Here is a 19,546-nt window from a genome sequence, read left to right as displayed (position 1 = left end):
CTTTTCGATTTAGGGACTTTTTCAATTGATGCCCGGCACTCAATCACCCGTGGTGTTGCTCAGCAAACCGCGCATACCACGGATGTGTCGCCAGCAAATGCTCATGACTGCCGCAGCCGCTCAGACTGCCGTGTTCCAGCACGAGGATCTGATCGGCGTCGCGCACCAGTGTCGGGTTGTGCGACACCAACACCAACGTGCGCTTGCCGTGCAGTGCCTGCAGGCTGCGATTGACCCGTGCTTCACTGTGCGCATCAAGGCTGGCGGTGGGTTCGTCGAGCAGCAGAATCGGTGCCGGCGACAACAGCGCACGCGCCAGGCCGACGCGCTGGCGCTGGCCGCCGGAGAGCAAGGCGCCGCCCGGCCCCACTTCACTGTGCCAGCCGTCCGGCAGGCTGGTGAGCACATCATCCAAGGCGGTCTCCCGCGCCGCGTGCTGCAATTGCGCGGGCGTGGCGTGTGGCCGCGCCATGCTCACGTTCCACAACAGGCTGCCGGCAAACAGGCCGCTGTCCTGGAACACCTGGGTCATGTGCTGGGCCAGGGTGTGTTCGCTTAACTGGCGAATGTCGACATGGCCCAGGTGTACTTCGCCGGTCTGCGGGTCCATGCCCCGGCCGAGCAGCGCCAGCAAGGTGCTTTTGCCCGCGCCCGAGGGGCCGACAATCGCGGTAAACGTGCCGGGCGCGCATTGCACGTCCAGGTCCTTGAGCAGGTGTTCGCCACCCTCGCCGAAGCTGTTCAAGCCGTTCCCTTGCAGGCTCGCATCCTGCGGCTGTTCTCCGGGCTGTGGGCTGTGCAAGGTCGGCGCCGCCAACACCGCCAGCACTTGCGACAGCGCCTGCCACGCCATGCGCAAGGCCTGATCCAGGTAAGCCAGTTGCGACAGCGGCTCGATAAAGCGCACCAGCAACACCAGCACCGCCACCAGCAGCGCACCGGGCAAATGCCCCGCCGCCACTGCGAACACGCCACCGGCCAGCACCAGCGAAAACACCATCTGCACCGCCGTGGCAAACCCCAGGCCTGCGGGCAAGGCGCGGCGATTGAGACGGCGCGTGGCCTGGTGTTGCTCATGCAAGGCATCCCGCAGTGCCAACTGGCCCTGGCTGGCGTCGCCGGCGCTGCGAATCAACGCCTGCTGTTGCGCGAAGGTTTGCAACAACTGCGCGGCGTGGCGATCCACGGCCTGGCGCTGTTGCTCCAGGCCCAGGCTGCGCCGCCCGGCCCAACGCAACAGGCCGAACAGCGGCAGATACGCCAACGCCAACACCAGCGCCAGGCGCGGTTCAATGAAGAACAGCCCGAGCACCACCACCGTCGGCGTCACCAGCGCCGTCGTCAGCGGCGCGAGCAAATGCGCGGGAATGCCCATGCTGTTGAACACCGGCCCGCGCACCAACCCTTCAAGCTGGCCACGGCGGGTCAACGGCAAGCGCGGCAGGTGCTGCACCAACTGCGCGACCAGGCCCGCCGCCAACCCCGCGCCGGCCAGGTAACCGCGGCGCTGCGCGACGTAACTGACCAGCACCTGCAGCAGCGTCAGCCCCAGCAACAGCAGCACGCTCGGCTGCAATGGCGAGCCTTCGAACCAGGCCAGAATCAACGGCACCAGGGCCAGGCCCGCCAAACCATCGAGTACAGCGGCCAGCAGCATCCACAGCAACGCCCCGCGCAGTGCGCGCCGGGCCAGCTCGGGCAAATGCCGTAACGGCGAAAAAAAACTCATGACACAGGCTCCAGTTGTTCAGCGTTCGAGGTTTGCTCGTTCCACAGCTGCCGGTACACGCCGTCCACGGCCAACAACTCGGCATGCCGCCCGCGCTGCACGATGCGCCCTTCACACAGCACCAGGATTTGCTCGGCATGGCGGATGCTGTGCAGGCGATGGGCGACGATCAGCCGCGTGCGCCCGGCCGCGTCGTCCTGCAAGGCGGCACGCAGTGCGCGTTCGGTTTGCGGGTCGGTGGCGGACGTCGGCTCGTCGAGCAGCATGATCGGCGCACGCGACAGCAGCGCGCGGGCAATCGCCAGGCGCTGCACTTCACCGCCGGACAGCCGCACATCCTCGTCGACCACGCTGGCGTAGCCCTTGGGCAAGCCCATGATCCAGCTGTCCAGGCAGGCCGCCTTGGCGGCGGCGCGAATCTGCGCTTCGCTGGCCTCGGGTTGATACAGCGCGATGTTCTGCGCCAACGACAGGCGCAACGCGCCGGCCTGCTGGAACACCAGCGCCAACTGCTGCTGCAACTCACGGCTGGCGATCTGGCGCACATCCACCCCGCCCACGCGAACTTGCCCGCTGTCCACGTCCATAAAGCGTGCAATCAACCCGGCCAGGGTACTTTTGCCCGCACCCGACGGCCCTACCAGCGCAGTCGTGGTGCCGGGCTCCAGGCGCAGGTTGATTGACCTGAGTATCGGCACGTCAGCGTGGGAGAAATTCACCTCGAGCATCTCCACGCTGGCGTCCCGAGGTACGTGCGGCGCGTCGGGTTCGGCCAGCGGCGGCGTGTTCAGTACCGCCTGCAAACGCCGGGCACTTTCACGCGCGTTGTTCAACGCATCGAAGCCGTGCCCCATGGCCAGAACAGGCGCCGCCATGGCGCGCACCAGCAGCAAAAACGCGCAGATCTGCGCAGCCCCGACGTCACCGACCCACAACGCGCCGACAACCACCCAGGCCAACAGCCACGGGGCACTCAGCAGCACCTGGATCAAGGCGGCCAGGTGCCCGGCGCGGCTTACCCAATGGCTGAAGCGCTGATCAAACTGCTGTACCGCCTCCTGCACGTTGCGATGAATACCCGCGTCCGGGAATTGCCGCACCAGGCCAAGGTTGCCGGCGAATTCGCTGTAGTCGCTGAACAGGCGCTGGATCGCGCCGTTGCGCTGCTCGACATCGTCGCGATAATGCGCCGAGCCCAAACGCCAATAGCCGAGCACTCCTAAGGCCAATGGCAACAGGCACCACAGCGCCAGGCCGCTGTGGCTCCACAGCAGGTACGCGAAGGTGGCCAGGGGAATCAGCAGCAGGTTGACCAGATCCGTCGGCGCATGCCCGACCAACTGGTGCAGCGCCCGTACATCCTGCTCGGCATAACGGGTCACGCCGTCTGGCCCCAACCGTGCAAACCAACCCAACGGCAGGCGTTGCAGATGCTCGGCCAGGCGCACGCGCAAGCGGTCGCACAGGTCGGCATCCACCTGATGGGTGAGGTGCAGCGCCAAGGTTTGGCCACACAACCACAGCGCCGACGCGCCCACCGCCAGCGCCACCCAGGCCATGGCCGAAGGCGCCAGCGGCGGTGCCTGGCGCAGGCTGTCGGCCAATTGCGCGAGGGCAATCAGCGGCAGCAACGAACAGATCCCGGCAACCGCCTGCAACCCAATCGCCAACCCCAGGCGCCGACGAAACGGGCGCAGCATTTCACTCAACTGGCTCATTGAGCGGCCTCCAAAGCTTGGGCCAGGCTGGCCGCAGGCAATGTCACGGGTGGCTGCTGCGGGAACCCGAGCGCGGCCGTGACCTGTTGCCACAGCCCGACGACCTCCACGCTGCGCTGCTGCAGTCGCGCCAGCCCCACACCAGTGATCAACGGTTGCAAGGCATTCGCCGCTGCAGTCGGCCAGACCTTGCGGTACACCTGGGCCCAATCCGACGCGGCAGCTTCCAGCACTTCGGCGCACGGCAAGGGCTCACTCGCCAGCGGCCCGAACAGGTCAAACACGCCGTCGGCATCCTCCACCGGCGCGCGCACAGCGGGCAGCCACAACAGCGGGCCGTGGGGCGATGCCAACAGCAGTGTGCCGCTGTCGGTGGCGATGCTGATGCGCAGCAGCATCTGCATGCGCCCGTCATCATTGGCCGCCAGTTCGTTGAGCACACGCAGCGACACCGGCACCTGCGCCATCACCAGGCTGATATCGCGCCAGGCCGACAGCGCCGGCGCGACACAATCCAGCGACCACGGCCCCACCGCTTCCAACAGCGCCGCCAGCACGTCCAGCGTTGCGTAGCTGACTTGCACCGCGCACTGGGCGTCGACATGGCGAATGCCCTGTTGGCGATGCAGTTGCCGCGCCAGCGCGATAAACCGCGCCACGCAGGGCAGTTGCGGGTAGAAGCTATTGAGCAGGCAACGCCGTTGCAGGCGGTTCGCGGTGCGCAGCAGTTCATGCAGCTCCTGGGGCAGCAGCGGGTGTTCGATCAGCACGTCCATGCCGCGTTCCATCAGCGCCTGCGCCAAGGCCGGGCCTTGTTCGCCGCGTGCCGCACCGCCCACCGCGACGCACGCCAGGCGCGTATCGGCAGGCACCTGTTCCAGCGCTTGCAAACTCGGCACTTCCAGGTAGCGCGCCAAGGCCTGGGAACGACGACTGCCCTGCCCCAGCACGCCGACCAATTCCAGCTGCTCGGCGGCGGCCACACCGGCCGCATAGAACTGGCCAAAGCGCGAGCCGACCACCAAGGTTTTCAATGGCAATGTCATGAGCGTTTCTCCAGCAAATAATCACTCAGCCCGGCGTTCAAGCAGTCGAAGTGATTGCCACGCAGGGTGTGCACAGTCAGTGGCGCCAGCGATGCGGCCTGCCACCACGCCTGCAAACTGGCCTGGTGATCGGGGATCATTGGGTTGGCGACACTCGGCACAAACAGGCGGATGGCCCCCACATACGGCGCGCCATCGCTGTAGTGACTGGCGTGCACGGAATGGGCGAACACCCGATACAGCTGTTCATCGGCAATGCCCTGGGCCGCCGCCAGTACACGAGATTTGAGTAACGCCACATCCAGGTTGAGGGCCGTTGGCGCTTGCAGTTGCTCAGCCGTCGGCAGGCCGAGTGCTTCGCCGTCGAGCCCCAACGTGGCGGCAAAGCTGTAGAGCATCAGCACTTCATCGTCGACGACATACGGAATGCGGTAGCTGGAGACGATGTCCAGCTGACGCACCTCGGCGCCCAATTGCAGCAGGGCCTTGGCCAATTCCAGGGCCACCAGCCCGCCGGAGCAATAACCGAGCAAGTCGAAGCTGCGTCGGCCGCTGTCCCACAGGGCTTGCGCGTAGCGTTTGCCGAGGGTTGCGTTGACATGCTCCGCTGGCAGGCTCAGGTAGTCGTCGCTGTTGTGCACCGCCAGTCCCAGCAAAGGACCACTGCCGGCCAATTCAGCGATCAGCCCGCGATACGGCAACAGCGTGCCGAGCCCTTCGTGTACCAGCACGCGCGCGGTGCCTGCGCCGCCGTTCAGTTGCGTCAACGCATCCACGCGCCCGCGCCCGCCCAGTGGCGCGCGGCGCGTATCCAGCGGGGGCGCGGCCACCGGTGTTGCATGGCTCGACTCGCTGCTCGACTCGCTGCGCAAGCGCTGGGCCAGGCCATGGGGCGTCGGTTGGCTGAGGGCCCAGCGCAGCAAGCGGTCGAAAGGTTGCGCCTGGGCCAAGGGTTCGTGCTCGCGCAGGCCGGCGATCAACTGCGCGATCAACAGCGAGTCGCCACCGGCGGCAAAGAAGTCCTGATCCGCCGACAACCCGCTGCAATCGAGCACGCGCTCCCACTGCGCGATCAAGCGCTGCACCAACTCATCCGCCACCTCGGTGTTTGCGCGGTGTACCGGTTGCAGTGGGCGTTGCTCCGCCTGCGTGGTGAGCGCGCGCCGGTCGATCTTGCCATTGGCCGTAACCGGCAAGCGGTCGAGTACCCGCACCTGCGCCGGCACCATATAACGCGGCAACCGCTCGGCAATAAAGGCCAGCAAGGCCTCAGCACTCAGCAATGGCCGATCGGTTTTCAGGCGTGCGACCAGCACGTCATAACCCAGCAGGTTCAACACGCTGTCGGCACCCGCCAACGATTCAGCCTGATCGCCCGCCTCACTGTTCAGCCACGCCAGCCATTGATCGGTGTGCACAAACAGCTGGTGGTTGCTGGCACGCACATCCTCGGGCGTTTCCATCATCAGGCTTTGGCTGATACTGATTTCGCGGTGTTCACGCGTCAGTTCCTGCACCACCAGCCAGGCATCGGCCTGCAGCAATTGGCGCAAACCGGCGAGCAGGCGCGGCGTATCCAACGCATTGTTCAAGGCGCCGGAACTCAGCAGCAGGTCCAGTGAAGCGGCCGCCAAGCCTTGTTCGCAGGCCGGTTTGTTCATGTCGAACGGCATGAAGCGTACCCACGGGTACGCCGCAAAACGCTCGCGCGCCGCATTGAGGAAGTAACTCGACACGTCGGAAAACACATAGTCGATCTGCACCCCGGCGGCCACCAATGGCGCCAGCGCCGGGATGATCAACGCACTCGCCGCGCCAGTGCCCGCGCCCACTTCGAGGATGCGCCAGCGGCGTTGGCCCTGGCGCGACACAATCGCGCTCACCGCCTCAGCCATCGCCCGGTGCAGCACCTGGGCGTGCAGGCCACGGCTGTACATGGCTTCGGCGATATGCGCCGAACCTTGCGGGAACATCAGGCTCGCCGGGCTCAGGCGCCCGTCGAGTTGTTCGGGCAAACGGGTCGCACTGTCGCGCAGGTAATCCACCAGTTCCACCGGCCACAGGCCTGGCGGCGCCAACCGGGCAAACTGTGACCAGGCATGATCTTGATCGAAGTCTGTTGCCAGGCAGCGCCAGCCGTCACCGTCGGCTTGCAGGTGGCCACTGTCGACCAGCAACGCCAGCCAGTGTCGCAACAGGCGATGCTGGCCGGGTGCGAGGTTCAACGCGGCGCACAACGGCGCGAATGCGATGGCTTGCCCCGGGTTCAGCAAACCGCTGCCCGCCAGCCAGTGCAGCAGCGAGGCATCTGCCGCGTGGTCCAACGCGGCCAGTGCCGCTTCGATGTCGGCACGCTCGCCAAAATCTGCTTGCGCAAGGCTGTGGCGCGCCTGGGCCGTCACCTCACGTAGTTCGTCGCGCACACGCTGCGGGTCCGGCGCGTGGGTTTGCAACGTCACGAAGCTGCACAGCGAGCGCTCGTGACGCTCGCCAAGCAATACCGTGGTGCTTGCGGCCAGCTGCGGATGGGCCAGCCAGGCGGCGTCGATTTCCGCAAGTTCGATACGGTGACCGCGAATCTTCACCTGATCATCCTGGCGCCCCAGAAACTCGATCAAACCGTCTTCGCTCAGGTAGCGCCCCTGGTCGCCGGTGCGGTACAGGCGACGCCCGCTGGCATGGGTGATAAACCGCTCGGCGCTGCGTTGCGGGTCTTCGGCGTAGCCCAGGGCCAGGCCAAGGCCGCCGATATGAATCTCGCCGCGCACGCCCACCGGGCATTGGCGGCCTAGGCTGTCGAGCACTTCCAGGGTCTGGTGCTTGAGGGCGCGGCCATAGGGAATGCTCGGCAACGCCGTATCCGGCGGGCGAATCGGATGCTCCACCGACCAGATCGCCGCTTCAGTGGCGCCGCCCAGGCTGAACAACTGGCTGTCGGGCCAGCGTTGCCACCAGCGCGTGGGCAACGTGGTGGGAATCCAGTCGCCCGACCACATCACGCAACGCGGCCCCGGAATCGCCGCCGGTTCGGTCTCCAGGTAATCCACCAGCATCTGCCCTTGGGCCGGCACCGAGTTCCACAACGTGATGCTGTGTTCCAGCATCAATTGCGCCCAGTGCGAAGGGTCGGCGCCGCGCTCCGGATCAGGCAGCACCACCTGCGCGCCGACAGCAGTGGCGCCGAAAAAGTCGTACACCGACAGGTCGAAACTCAATTCCGCCAGGCCCAGTACACAGTCGTCGGCGTTGACTGCGTAACGCTGGTTGATGTCATCGAGGGTATTGACCACCGCGCCGTGGCTGAGCATTACGCCCTTGGGCGTGCCGGTGGAACCGGAGGTGTAGATGATGTAGGCCAGTTCCTCGGCGGCCACCGCCAGCGGCTCGCGGGTTGGCCAATGCGGGTCGGCGTAGAGGCTGTTGATGGCAACGCGCGGCAGCTCAAGCGTATCCGGCAATGCCTGCGCTTGCAGGGTGATCACTGCTGCAATCCCGGCGTCACGCAGGATCGCTTCACGGCGCAGGGCCGGCTGGCGAATGTCCACCGGTACATAGGCCGCGCCCATTTGGGTAATACCCAGCACCGCCATCAGTTGCCAGGCGCTCTTGGGCAGCATCACCGCCACCCGCTCGCCGCGTGCAACGCCGAGCGCTTCAAGGGCTGCGCGCACGGCAGCGGCGTGTTGGGCGACCTGGCGATAACTGTAGCGGCCATCGCGGTCGCTGATCACCGCAGCGTCGGGCGTGCGCAGTGCCCGTTGGGCGAAACCGGCAGCGATATTGCGCGCCGGGGCAATGGCCTCGACCTGCGGATTGGCCCGTTGCGCCGGCAACACGATATCGCCACGCGCCTGCCACACCTGCGGGTCGGCGGCCAGGCGTTGCAGCAGGTCGACATAGGCGTCGAACATCTGCGCGGCCATGCCGTCGGGCAGCACGCCGACGCGTACGTCCCAGCCAATCTGCAAACCGCCGTACTGGTCGCTGACCTGGCAGTCGATCCACACCTGCGGCGTCTGGCTGATCATGTAGCTGGGCGGTTGCAACAGGCGCCCGGCATCGCCGAGCAAGCGTTCGACGCTGCCGATGCCACTGGTGAACACCACCGGCATCAGGTCGGCGCCACGCCCTTGCAGGCGGGCCAGTTCACGCAACACCTCAACGCCGGTAAAGCGGCTGTGGTCGAGGTCATCGAACAGCTGCGCACCGATACGCCGCGCGCGCTGGACAAAACTCGCACCGTCGGCGCCGTGCACGGCAAGCAGGCTCAAGGCGGTGAAGTCACCGATCACCTGGCCCAGCTGCGGGTGCAGGTTTGGCCGGTTGAGCACGGTGAGGTTCAGGCAAAAGTCCGGGCTTTGGCTCCAACGCCCGATGACCTCGGCAAAGGCGGCCAGGGTCACGCCCGCTGCGCTCAGGCCCTGGGCACTGGCGAGGGAACACAGCGCGTTCCATCGCGCACTGCTCAACACGCCATGGTGGTGCTGGAAGCGCGTGGAGCCCAAACCGGCATGCTCACTCAGCGGCAGGTCCGGGCGCCCCGGCAGGCTGTCCAGGCGGGCCAGCCACCAGGCTTTGTCGCTGTGCCAGGCGGCGCTGTTGCGCGCGCTGCGTTCGTGCTCAAGGTAGTCGCGGAAAGTCGCTTCGAGCGCGGGCCAATGGCGCGTCGGTTCGAGGTAACGCTGGGTCAGTTCGACCAGCAACAGTTGCAGGCTGGCGTAGTCGAGCAAGGTGAAATCCACCGAGCAATGCAAAATCGCTTGCTCGCGGCCCAGGCTCACTTCGGGCAGCAGAATCGGCCATTGATCAAGGGCATGGCAGGCATGGTCCAGGCGTGTGCGCAGCGCCTGCAGGTGAGCGTCGAATGCCTCGGGCGTGGCCTCGCGCAGGTCATGCACCGGCAGCGATTGCCAGGGCACCTGGGCTTGCACGCATTGGCGGCTGTTGTCCTGCACCACCGCGCGCAGCATCGGGTGGCGTTGCACCAAGGCGTTCCAGGCCTGGGTCAGTTGCGCGGTGTCGACATTCGCCGGCCACGGGTATTCGACATACAAGTGACAGGCGTTGCCGCCATAGTCGAACGCCGGGTTACGCCCCAGCACGTAGGCGCCCTGCACCGCGCTGAGGGCGAAGGGCTGCAGCGCCTGTTCCGGCTGCGCGCGCCAATCCTGGGGCGAGAGGTGCACCATCAGTGCTTCGCGCTGGGCACGAATGCGTTCGGCCAGGGCTGAGTCCAACGCGCCTTCGGGGGCACGAAAATGCAGCTTGCCTTCGGTGGCCCAGAGTTCAATCTGGCGTTCACGGCAGATGTGCAGCAAATCATCCAGGCTCATAACACGCCCTCCTCGACCGCCACATCGGTGTTACGCACCAGCAGCGCGGCCATGCCGGCGAGGGTCGGTTGCAGGTAAAAGTCGCCCATGCGCAGGCTCACGCCCAGCTGTTCACGTACAGTGGCCAGCAAGCGCGTGGCCAACAGGCTGTCGCCGCCGAGGCTGAAGAAACTCGCTTGGGCGCTGTGCACCGAGCGGCCCAGTATGGTTTCCCAACAGGTCGCCAGCGCCTGCAGTTCGGGGCTCAGTTCCGCGTCTTCGTCGCAGCAGGGTTGGCTGCGTTGCAACGCGTCGCCGAGGCTGGCTTGCAGGCGCGTGCGGTCGATCTTGCCGTTGGCGTTCAAGGCAAAGCGCGGCACGCACCACAGATGTTCGGGGCGCATCGCCTGCGGCAGGCGTTGTTGCAGCCAGTGGTTGAGGCGTTCACTGCTCAAGGCTTGGTCGGCAGCCTGGGCACTCATCAACAGCATCGCAGGGTTTTGCCACAGGCATTCCAGGTGGCTGAAGCCGCTTTCACCGAGCAAGCGCACGACTGCGTCGGCACCTGGCAGCAGCGGTGTGCGCCCGTCCAGCAGCGCCGCACTGACCAGCCGCAACGGCGAGTCACGCAGCACGTCAGCCACTATCAAACGGCCCTGGGGTTTGAGCAGCGCCTGGGCCAGGCTCAGGCCGTCGGACGGCTGCGCATAGCTGTGCAGGGCCGCGAAGCTGATCACTACGTCGTACCGGGACCAATGCTCAGCGGGCAGCACGCCGTCCACCAGCAGTTGGCCCGCCACGCGCTGGCGCTTGCCCACGCTGGCGGCGAGCAGGCCGGGGCTGGTCTCGAACAGGGTCAGCTGCAGGTCGCGTGAGCCCAGGTGGTTGAGCCACTGGTCGAGCAACTGCCCGCCGCGCACATCCAGCACGGCGACGTTCAGCGCTGTACCGCTGTGTTGCAGCGCGCGGTTCATGGCGTCCAGCACTTGGCGGCCTGCGGGCAGATTGAGCGCCATGGCCTGTGGCGCCAGCAACGGGTCAAACAACACTTGAGAGGTGCCGCCCTCCGTGCGCAGCAGCACCTGCAAGGCACCGACCATGCTGTGCAGATCGGCTTCGCGCCAGCCCAATTGCGCCAATGCATCATGAAGGCTGATGGACTCGACATAGTTGGCCAGCCACTCGCGCCAGGTGCTAAGCAACGGCGTGGGCGGCGGGTCTTGCAGCAGGCGTTGCAGCAGCTCGGCGGTGACGCGGCTTTCGGCTGCCAGGCTGTCATCGAGCATCGCCGCGGCTGGCAAAACCGGCACCGGAGCCTCCAACGACTTGAACACCACGGCGGCGCCCAGGCTGCCATTCAGTACGGCTGCACAGGCGCTTTCGATCAGCGGATGTGCCGTCAGCGCCGCCTCGATTTCGCCGAGTTCGATACGCTGCCCGCGCACCTTGACCTGCTGGTCCATACGCCCGAGGAACTCCAGCGTGCCGTCCTGCCAGAAGCGCCCGCGATCGCCGGTGTGATACCAGCGCCCGCGCTCATCACTGCGAAAACGCTGGGCGGTGAGCACAGGATCATTGCGATAACCGCGGGCCAGGCTCGCGCCGCCGATCAGCAGTTGGCCGATCACCTGGTCCGGTACATCCCGCCCGCAGGCGTCGACTACGCGATAGGCCTGGCCGGCCAACGGCTTGCCATAGGGAATCGAAGGCCAATGCTCGGGCACCTCATCGATAAGTTGCAGGTTCGACCAGATACCCGCCTCAGTCGCGCCGCCCAGGCCATAGACCCGGCAGGCTGACGTGGCGTGGCGACGCAGGCGCGCGGCGAGGTCCAGGGCGATCCAGTCGCCCGACAGCAACACCGCCCGCAGGCTCTGGTACTGACACTGTTCAGCGCCGATGCCCAAGGCCATTTCCAGCAATGCCGGGGCCGAATTCCACAGGCTCACGCGGTGCTGGCGGATCAGTTGCGCCCAGCGCATGGCGTCGCGGGTCTCTTCAGGCTGCAACAACACCAGGCGCGCGCCCTGCCCCAGCACGCCGAACAGGTCATAGACCGACAAGTCGAAATCCAGCGCCGAGACCGCCAGCAGGCAATCGTCCGGCGTGACGTGCAGCTCGGCTTGCAGCGCGTCGATGGTATTGATCGCCGCCGCGTGGCTGACCTCAACGCCTTTGGGAATGGCGGTTGAGCCGGAGGTGTAGATCACGTACGCACTGGTGTGTGGCGAGCTTTTTTTCGCTGCCGCCAATGGCGCGCAGTGTTCCAGTTGAGTCGGATCAAGCCATTGCAATGCAGGATCCGCCGGCGGCTGCTCGGCGATCACGCGGCTGATGCCCGCCGCCGACTCGATCAGGCTGCGCCGTGCGTGCGGTTGGGCGGTGTCCACCGGCACGTAGCAGCCACCGGCCGCGAGTACGCCGAACACCGCGGCAACCTGCCCAGGCCCGCGCGGCAGACAGACTTCCACGGCTTCGCCGGGGCGCATTCCCGCGTCCAGCAAGCCAGCAGCCACGCGCAGGGCTTGGTTTGCGAGTGCCTCATACGTCCACTGTTGGGTGCCACAGATCAACGCCACCGCGTCGGGCTGTTGGGTGCTTTGGCGGAAAAAGTCGTCGAGCAAACCACGCCCCGCAGCCAGCGACGGCACGCTGTTCTGGCGGTCGCGCAGCGCTTGCTGGGCCAGCGGCAGCAGCACCGGCTGTGGCTGGTTCCAGTCACTGTCGGCGAGGCGTTGCACCAGTTCGATATAGGCGCTGAACATGGCCTCCAGCACACCGTGCGGGAACAGCTCGGCGATGCTGTCCCAGGCCAGCAGCACGCCGTCTTCGACCCGGTACAGCTGGTGATCGAGCCACACTTGCGGGGTTTGCGAGAGCATGTCGTGCAGGTCGCCGAACACCTCGCGAAAGCTCGCGGGTACAAAACTTGCGTCACTCAGGTTGCAGGAAAACACCACCGGCGCCGAGCGCGGATGGCCCTGGCGACGGGCCTCGCGCAGCACTTCCAGCGCGGGAAACGCGGCGTGGTCGATGGTCGCGTGCAGGTCGCGCTGGAAGCGCCGGGCGCCTTCGGCAAAGGGCAAATGCGGCGCGTCTTCGCAGGCCACCAGCAGCAAGGTGGTGAAGTCGGCGATCACCTGGTCAATGGCCTGCTGGTCATCGTGGCGGTCGAACAACGGCACGTTAAGGAGGAAATTCACCTGCTCGCTCCAACGCGCCAAGACCGCGTTGAAGGCCGTGGCGAACACGCTGGGCAAGGTCAGCCCGTGGGCGGTCGCCTGGCGTTGCAGGCGTTCGGCTTCCGCCGTGCTGAGCACGAAGGCCTGGCGGCTGAAGCGTGGCGTGCTAATCGACTCGGGCGCGCAGGCCAGCGGCAACGCGGGGCCGTCCGGTAACTGCGCCAGGCGCTGGCACCAGTGCTGACGGTCACGCTCATACGCATCGGCACGGCGCTGGCGACGGCGGCTCAGGTAGTCGGCAAAATGCACAGCAGGTGGCGGCGCAAGCGTGGCCGGTGCCTGATACGCCTGGCCGAGTTGCGCCATCAACAGGCGCAGGCTTTCCACATCAACCGCCAGCAGGTCGACACTCAGCCACACGCGGTCACGGCCACCGGGCAACTGCACCAGGCCGACCAGCATCACCTGCCCGGCTTCGACCGCCAGGCATTCATGCGAGCGCCAGTCACGCAATGCGCGCCAGGCCTCTTGCGCGGCGGCTTGCGAGTGCTGGCGCCAATCCTGATGATCGAACACCGGCAGGTCGGTGGCCGTAAGAATCCGCTGGCGGCCTTCGTTGAAACTGGCACGCAACATCGGGTGGCGCGCCTGCACACACTTCACCGCCGCTTCCAGGCGTTGCGGGTCGATGCCCTGGCAGTCGAATTCCAGCCACGCATGGCAACTGATATTGCCCAGCACTTCCGCCGGCCCGCGCCCCAGCCAGTACGCTTGCTGCACGGCGCTGAGTTCGAAGCTGTCATCCGGCGCCAGCAACGGCGCTGCCTCGCTGACCACGCTCTGCGGGACCTGGCCGTGCAGTAAGCCAAGCCAGGCTGCCAGGCACGGTTGCGCACTGAGTTGAGCAAAGTCGAGGTGCAAGCCGTGGCTGCGCAAACGCTCCTGCAGGTACATCAGGCGGATGGAATCCAACCCGCAACCGAGGAGGTTTTCCTCATCGCCCAGGCTGTCGATTTCCGCCACGGTAGCGCCCAGCAACTGGGCAAGGTGTTCGATCAGCCATGTGCGCAATAAGGAGGTGTCTGCTGTTGTCAGCTCGCTCATGAAAAGCTTCCTGTGACCCGTCTAGATAAAGTCCCTGGCTCACCAAGATGGAAGCCATTCTCAATTGGAACTCTATCGCAAGCAGGTTTTCAGAAAGCGCTCAGGGCTTTAGATGCACGGGCCTTTTCATTCGATTCAGAGACACACCCCTGCCCTCAGCGGATTTCGCTGGGCGATACGCCGTAGCGTTTACGGAAGGCGATGGAGAAATGCGCCGGGCTGAAGCCCACGCCATAAGCGACGGTGGAGACGTTGCTTTCCTCGTCGCTGAGCATGCGGTGGGCTTCGTTGAGGCGATGCTCGTGCAAATAGCCGAACACGCTGGTGCCGAAGACCTTGCGAAACCCCGCGGTGAGTTTGCGCGGGCTCATGCCGACGTGGCTGGCCAGCGCGTTCAGGCTTGGCGGCTCCAGCAGCGAACGCACCAGGCGGTCGCGCGCGGCGTGTACACGCTCCACATCCGAAGAGGTGATGCGCAGCTTCTGCTCCGGCTGCCCGCGCTCACCGAGCAGGAACTGCGCGCTCAACGCGGTCAATTCCAACGCCTTGCCGCCCAGGTACAACGAGCGGCTCGGGCCCTGCATCGGGCAGGTCGCAATCTGTGTGGCCAGCGCCTGCATCGCGCGCGGCGCCGGGCGCACCATCATGTACGGGTCGCCGCCGCTGCTGGCCAACAGTTTGCGCGGGGCCATGCCCAGGTGGCGGTCGAGGGATTCGAGGTCCAATTGCACGATGGTGTAACGCAGCGGCGTGGAGGTGCCGTAGATCTGCGACGAGGTGAAATCGCCGTCATTGACGATGGTGCACAGGCTGGGGCCCTTGATCGATTGCTCGCTGTGCCCGGGGATGCGGCACGAAAGCTCGCCACTCTGCACCAGGATCAGCTTGAGGCCGCGCTCCAGCGGGTCTTCGACCCAATTCTCACTCTCTGACCACAACGTGCCGGTGACCAGTGTCATGTGCGGTTCCAGGTAAACCGTGCCGGGTTGATTGCCCTTGGGTTCGGCCTGCGTCTCTTGGTGGCTGGGGGCGATGATCGTAATAGTCATTGGGTTTTCCCTTGATCCTTAAGGCCATTACGCGGGGCCTGACCTGAATGAGGAGGAGGCTTTTAAACCGTAAACCTCCCTGTTTAAAGCCGCTGTGTATTTCATCTAATGAAAAAGTCACAGGTCCGAAAGCCTTGGCGTTGAGAAGCGCTCGACGAAAGACAATGATAATAGATCTCATTTGGGCATTTGTAGCCAATTATTTCTACAAATAGGGGATTCCATGTCATCTCACACCTGCGCACGCGATTCAGACACCTGTGGCGACGAGCCCGACTGGCCCGCCGCGTTCGCCGAACGCTACCGCCAAGCCGGTTACTGGCAAGACCAGACTTTCGCCCAAGCGCTGGATGCGGTGGCCGCACGCAGCCCATCGGCAATCGCCATCACCGACGGCGAGTTGCACCTCAACTACCGCAACCTGACGCAGCGTTGCCGGCGCCTGGCCGGCGGCTTGCGTGCCCTGGGTGTTGCGGCGGGCGATAACGTGGTGGTGCATTTGCCCAACGGCAGCGCGTTTATCGAAGTGTGCTTTGCGTTGTTCCGGCTCGGTGCGCGGCCGATCCTCGCCCTGCCCGCCCACCGTCAACACGAGATCGGCGGCTTTTGCAGCTTTGCCCAGGCCTCGACCTACATCGGCTGCGACCAGCTCGACGGTTTCGATTGCCGTCAGATGGCGCGCCAGTTGGCCGAAGCCAATCCACACCTGCGCCAGGTGGTGATCGACGGCGATGCCGAGGAATTCACCGCGCTGAAGGCGTTGTACAACAGTGAGCCATTGGAGCAGGACGCCGGTCACGCTGACGCAGTGGCGTGTTTCCAGCTTTCGGGCGGCACCACCGGCACGCCCAAGCTGATCCCGCGGCGCCATGCCGAATACCTCTATAACGTGCGCGCCAGCAGCGCGGTCTGCGGCCTGGATGCACACACGGTGTACCTCACCGCGCTGCCCATGGCGCATAACTTCACGCTGTGCTGCCCAGGTGTTATCGGCACCTTGTTGGCCGGTGGGCGCGTGGTGTGTACACGCCGCTCTGACCCTGAAACCTGCTTTGCACTGATCAACGAACAACGCGTCACCGTCACCGCGCTGGTGCCGCCGCTGGCGATGCTGTGGCTGGACGCCCAGGCCCAGCGCCAGGCCGACCTGTCGAGCCTGCGCCTGCTGCAGGTGGGCGGCGCAAAACTGCTCAGCACCGCAGCCGCGCGCGTTACGCCGACACTGGGCTGCACCTTGCAACAAGTGCTGGGCATGGCCGAGGGTTTGCTGTGTTTTACCCGCCTGGATGACCACGCGGATCTGCTGCTGCATACCCAGGGCCGCCCGCTGAGTGCCGACGATGAGATTCGAATTGTCGATGAACACGGCCAGCCGGTGCCTGACGGCGAAGTCGGCGAGCTGCAAGTGCGCGGGCCGTACACCATTCGCGGCTACTACCGCCTGCCCGAACACAATGCCAAGGCGTTCACTGCCGACGGCTTTTATTGCAGCGGTGACCGGGTGCGACGTACCAGCGACGGTTACCTGGTGGTTGAAGGCCGCGACAAGGACCAGATCAACCGTGGCGGTGAAAAGGTCGCCGCTGAAGAAGTGGAAAATCTGCTGATCAGCCATCCCCAAGTGCACGACGCGGCGCTGGTGGCGATGCCGGATGCGGTGCTTGGCGAATCGACCTGCGCGTTTATCGTCGCCCGCGAGCCAGCGCCGTCGGCGTTTGCGCTCAAGCAGCATTTGCGTGGCCAGGGTTTGGCCGCGTTCAAGGTGCCGGACCGCATCGAGTTTGTTGCGCACTTCCCGCACACCGGGGTGGGCAAAGTCAGCCGCAAGGACTTGCGTGAACGCCTGCGCCAGGCCTGGCTGCAGCGAGCCGCCTCGTGAACCGCTGGGTACGCGCTTACCGGCTGACGCCCATGCCGCGCTGGCGCCTGGTGTGTTTCGCGCATGCCGGCGGCAGTGCGAGTTTCTTTCGCGACTGGGTCAATGCCCTGCCCGCCGACATCGACCTGTTGGCCATCCAGTACCCGGGCCGCGAAGACCGCTTCAGCGAGCCCTGCCTGACCGACATGCAGCGCCTCGCCGACGGCGCCGCCCACGCGCTGGCGGATTTCGCCGACCGGCCACTGGCGCTGTTCGGCCATAGCCTCGGCGCGGTGGTGGGCTATGAAGTGGCCGCGCGCCTGGAGCAGCGCGCTATCGCCGTCGACCATCTGTTCGTGTCCGCCCACCCGGCGCCGCATCGCCAGCGCGGCGGGCAGCTGCACCTGGGGCCGGACGCGGCCTTGCTCGACGACGTGCGACGTTTGTCCGACCGGCCCAACCCGCTGCTGGACGACCCGGCGCTGTGCGACCTGTTCCTGCCTGGCCTGCGCAATGACTACCGCATCGTTGAAACCTACGCCTGCCCACAACCGCGGCCCCTGAACAGCCGCATCGAGGTGTTCTACCCCGAACACGACCCGGAAATCGAACTGGATGAAGCCCAGGCCTGGCAAGCCGCCAGCCACCAGCCACTGCACCTGCAGCGCTGGCCCGGCGAACACTTTTACCTGATCGAGCAGCGCCAGGCGCTGCTCGCCGCCATCGCCACCACGCTGCTGACCCTCACGCCTGCCCCCAAGGAAACCTGTTGATGAAAGCACCCGACGCCTGTGATGGCCTGCCGGACATCCGTCACGCCATCGATTCACTGGACCACCAGATCATCGAACTCATGCGTCAACGCATGGCTTACGTCAAAGCCGCTGCGCGCTTCAAACCGACCGAAAGCAGCATCGCCGCGCCCGAGCGCGTGGCGCAGATGCTGCCGCAACGCCGCGAATGGGCCGAACACGCCGGCCTGGACCCGCACTTTATGGAAACCCTGTTCGCCCAGATCATCCATTGGTACATCGGCCAGCAAGTGCTGCATTGGCGCGCAACGAGAACGCCAGCATGAGGGCCTTTCCTTCGTTGGAGGCCCATGCCCAAGGCCTGGCGGCGGTGTTTGAACAGGCGCGCGAGCGGGCCGTCGAACACGGCGAAGCGGTGCTGGCCAGCTACTCGATCAAACTCGCCCCGCTGGACCTGCTGGAGCTGTTTTGCAGCGTCGACAGACCCGGCGCCGAGTGCCTGTTCTGGCGCGCGCCGGAAGACCACAAGAGCCTGTTCGGCTGGGGCGTGGCCGCCGAACTCAGCGGCGTTGGCGCGCAGCGTTTTGCCGCGGTGGACGCGCAATGGCAGCGTTGGCTGGAACACGCGGTCAGCCACGGCCCATTGGCGCCGACGGTCTGCGGCGGCTTCCGGTTTGATCCTGAGGTCAAGGCCAGCGGCGCCTGGCAAGGTTTTGGCGATGCGTCACTGCTGTTGATGACGCTGCTGCTGGTGCGCGATGCCGAGAGTTGCTGGCTACTGTGCCAGCAACGGATCGCGCCCGGCGATAAGGCGCAACAATGCTGCGAGCAGGTGTTGAATCAATGGAACGCGCTGATGGACCGTTACGTGTCCGGCCCGCACCCGAGCGTGGCACTGCAACACATTCGTGACCAAGGCCTGCCGCGTGCCTGCTGGGAAAGCAAAATCGCCCACGCCCTGGACGTGCTGCGCGACACCCCGTTGAAAAAGGTGGTGCTGGCGCGCGAAGTGCTCAGCGAATACACCCAGCCCGTAAGTGCCGGGCGCACGTTGAGCGCGCTCGCGAGCAACGACCCCAGCGCCTATCTGTTTGCCTTCCGGCGTGATCAGGCGTGCTTTATCGGTGCCTCGCCGGAACGCCTGGCCAAGCTGCACAACGGTCGCCTGCAAACCCTGGCGCTGGCCGGCACTGCGCGGCGCGACCCCAACCCTGAACAGGATGCGCAACTGGCGCAAGCCCTGCTCGACTGCGAAAAGAACCGGCACGAACACGCGGTGGTGGTGCAGATCATTCAACGCGACCTCGCGCCCTGGGTGCAGGCGTTGCATATGCCGCCCACGCCGCATATCAAGCGCCTGAGCCGCGTGCAGCACCTGGCGACGCTGATCGAAGGCCCGCTGCAGCCAGGCTGCAGTTTGCTCAAGATGGTCTCGATTCTGCACCCCACGCCCGCCGTGGGCGGCCACGAACGCCAGCAGGCATTGGCGCATATTCGCCAGTTCGAAGGCTTTGATCGTGGCTGGTACGCGGCGCCGCTGGGTTGGCTGGACGCCCACGGCAATGGCGAATTTATCGTCGGCCTGCGCAGTGCGCTATTAAACGCTAACCAGGCCCGGCTGTTCGCCGGCTGCGGCATCGTCGAACACTCCGACCCTGCCAGCGAATACGACGAAACCTGCATCAAGCTGGCGGGGATGCGCGCGGCGCTACAGCGGTGACGGCACGCCCGGTGCTTGAATCCAGACCTGTGCAGGCCTACCCTGCACACGCAACACTCACCCTCTGAGTCAGGAA

10 protein-coding genes are annotated in these 19,546 nt (G+C 65.6%); 4 read left to right on the top strand and 6 right to left on the bottom strand.

The features are described from left to right. Positions 1-43: 43 nt before the first annotated feature. The 6 genes from L8I05_RS06035 to L8I05_RS06010 all read right to left on the bottom strand — a co-directional run bounded on the left by L8I05_RS06035 (position 44) and on the right by L8I05_RS06010 (position 15,140). On the bottom strand, positions 44-1,729 hold the full coding sequence (locus tag L8I05_RS06035) for an ABC transporter ATP-binding protein (protein WP_242167571.1): 1,686 nt from the start codon (positions 1,727-1,729) through the stop codon (positions 44-46). Next, complete coding sequence (locus tag L8I05_RS06030) at positions 1,726-3,447, bottom strand: ABC transporter ATP-binding protein (RefSeq protein WP_242167570.1); 1,722 nt, start codon at positions 3,445-3,447, stop codon at positions 1,726-1,728. Before L8I05_RS06030 ends, L8I05_RS06035 begins: the two co-directional genes overlap by 4 nt. Continuing rightward, positions 3,444-4,493, bottom strand: coding sequence for a Gfo/Idh/MocA family oxidoreductase (locus L8I05_RS06025; protein ID WP_242167569.1), 1,050 nt, complete (start codon positions 4,491-4,493; stop codon positions 3,444-3,446). The genes L8I05_RS06030 and L8I05_RS06025 overlap by 4 nt, the downstream gene beginning before the upstream one ends. Next, positions 4,490-9,826, bottom strand: a complete 5,337-nt coding sequence (locus L8I05_RS06020) for a non-ribosomal peptide synthetase (RefSeq protein ID WP_242167568.1) — start codon at positions 9,824-9,826, stop codon at positions 4,490-4,492. The genes L8I05_RS06025 and L8I05_RS06020 overlap by 4 nt, the downstream gene beginning before the upstream one ends. Continuing rightward, positions 9,823-14,091 (bottom strand): amino acid adenylation domain-containing protein, encoded by a 4,269-nt coding sequence (locus L8I05_RS06015; RefSeq protein ID WP_242167567.1) that lies wholly within the window; start codon positions 14,089-14,091, stop codon positions 9,823-9,825. The genes L8I05_RS06020 and L8I05_RS06015 overlap by 4 nt, the downstream gene beginning before the upstream one ends. Before the next feature lie 155 nt (positions 14,092-14,246). Beyond that, positions 14,247-15,140 carry an AraC family transcriptional regulator gene (locus tag L8I05_RS06010; RefSeq protein ID WP_242167566.1) on the bottom strand — a complete coding sequence of 298 codons (894 nt, stop codon included), beginning with the start codon at positions 15,138-15,140 and terminating at the stop codon, positions 14,247-14,249. Between the two features lie 223 nt (positions 15,141-15,363). Here L8I05_RS06010 and L8I05_RS06005 point away from each other — a divergent pair, with 223 nt between their 5' ends. From L8I05_RS06005 to L8I05_RS05990, 4 genes are read left to right on the top strand one after another with little or no spacing between them, the layout of a single operon-like run. Beyond that, the gene (locus L8I05_RS06005; protein WP_242167565.1) at positions 15,364-17,019 is read left to right on the top strand and encodes a (2,3-dihydroxybenzoyl)adenylate synthase; all 1,656 of its coding nucleotides are present in this window, start codon (positions 15,364-15,366) and stop codon (positions 17,017-17,019) included. Further along, positions 17,016-17,771 (top strand): alpha/beta fold hydrolase, encoded by a 756-nt coding sequence (locus L8I05_RS06000; RefSeq protein WP_347341215.1) that lies wholly within the window; start codon positions 17,016-17,018, stop codon positions 17,769-17,771. Before L8I05_RS06005 ends, L8I05_RS06000 begins: the two co-directional genes overlap by 4 nt. Next, positions 17,771-18,076, top strand: a complete 306-nt coding sequence (locus tag L8I05_RS05995) for an isochorismate lyase (RefSeq protein WP_242167564.1) — start codon at positions 17,771-17,773, stop codon at positions 18,074-18,076. The genes L8I05_RS06000 and L8I05_RS05995 overlap by 1 nt, the downstream gene beginning before the upstream one ends. Further along, on the top strand, positions 18,073-19,470 hold the full coding sequence (locus tag L8I05_RS05990; protein WP_242167563.1) for an isochorismate synthase: 1,398 nt from the start codon (positions 18,073-18,075) through the stop codon (positions 19,468-19,470). The genes L8I05_RS05995 and L8I05_RS05990 overlap by 4 nt, the downstream gene beginning before the upstream one ends. The last annotated feature ends 76 nt before the right edge of the window (positions 19,471-19,546 follow it).

Source organism: Pseudomonas sp. MONT-RG-20F-20-E-7-02 (assembly GCF_022662395.1).
In the GTDB taxonomy this organism is placed as follows: domain Bacteria; phylum Pseudomonadota; class Gammaproteobacteria; order Pseudomonadales; family Pseudomonadaceae; genus Aquipseudomonas.
The sequence above is the reverse complement of the archived record's forward strand: the minus strand, read 5'-3'. Positions and strand labels throughout refer to the sequence as shown.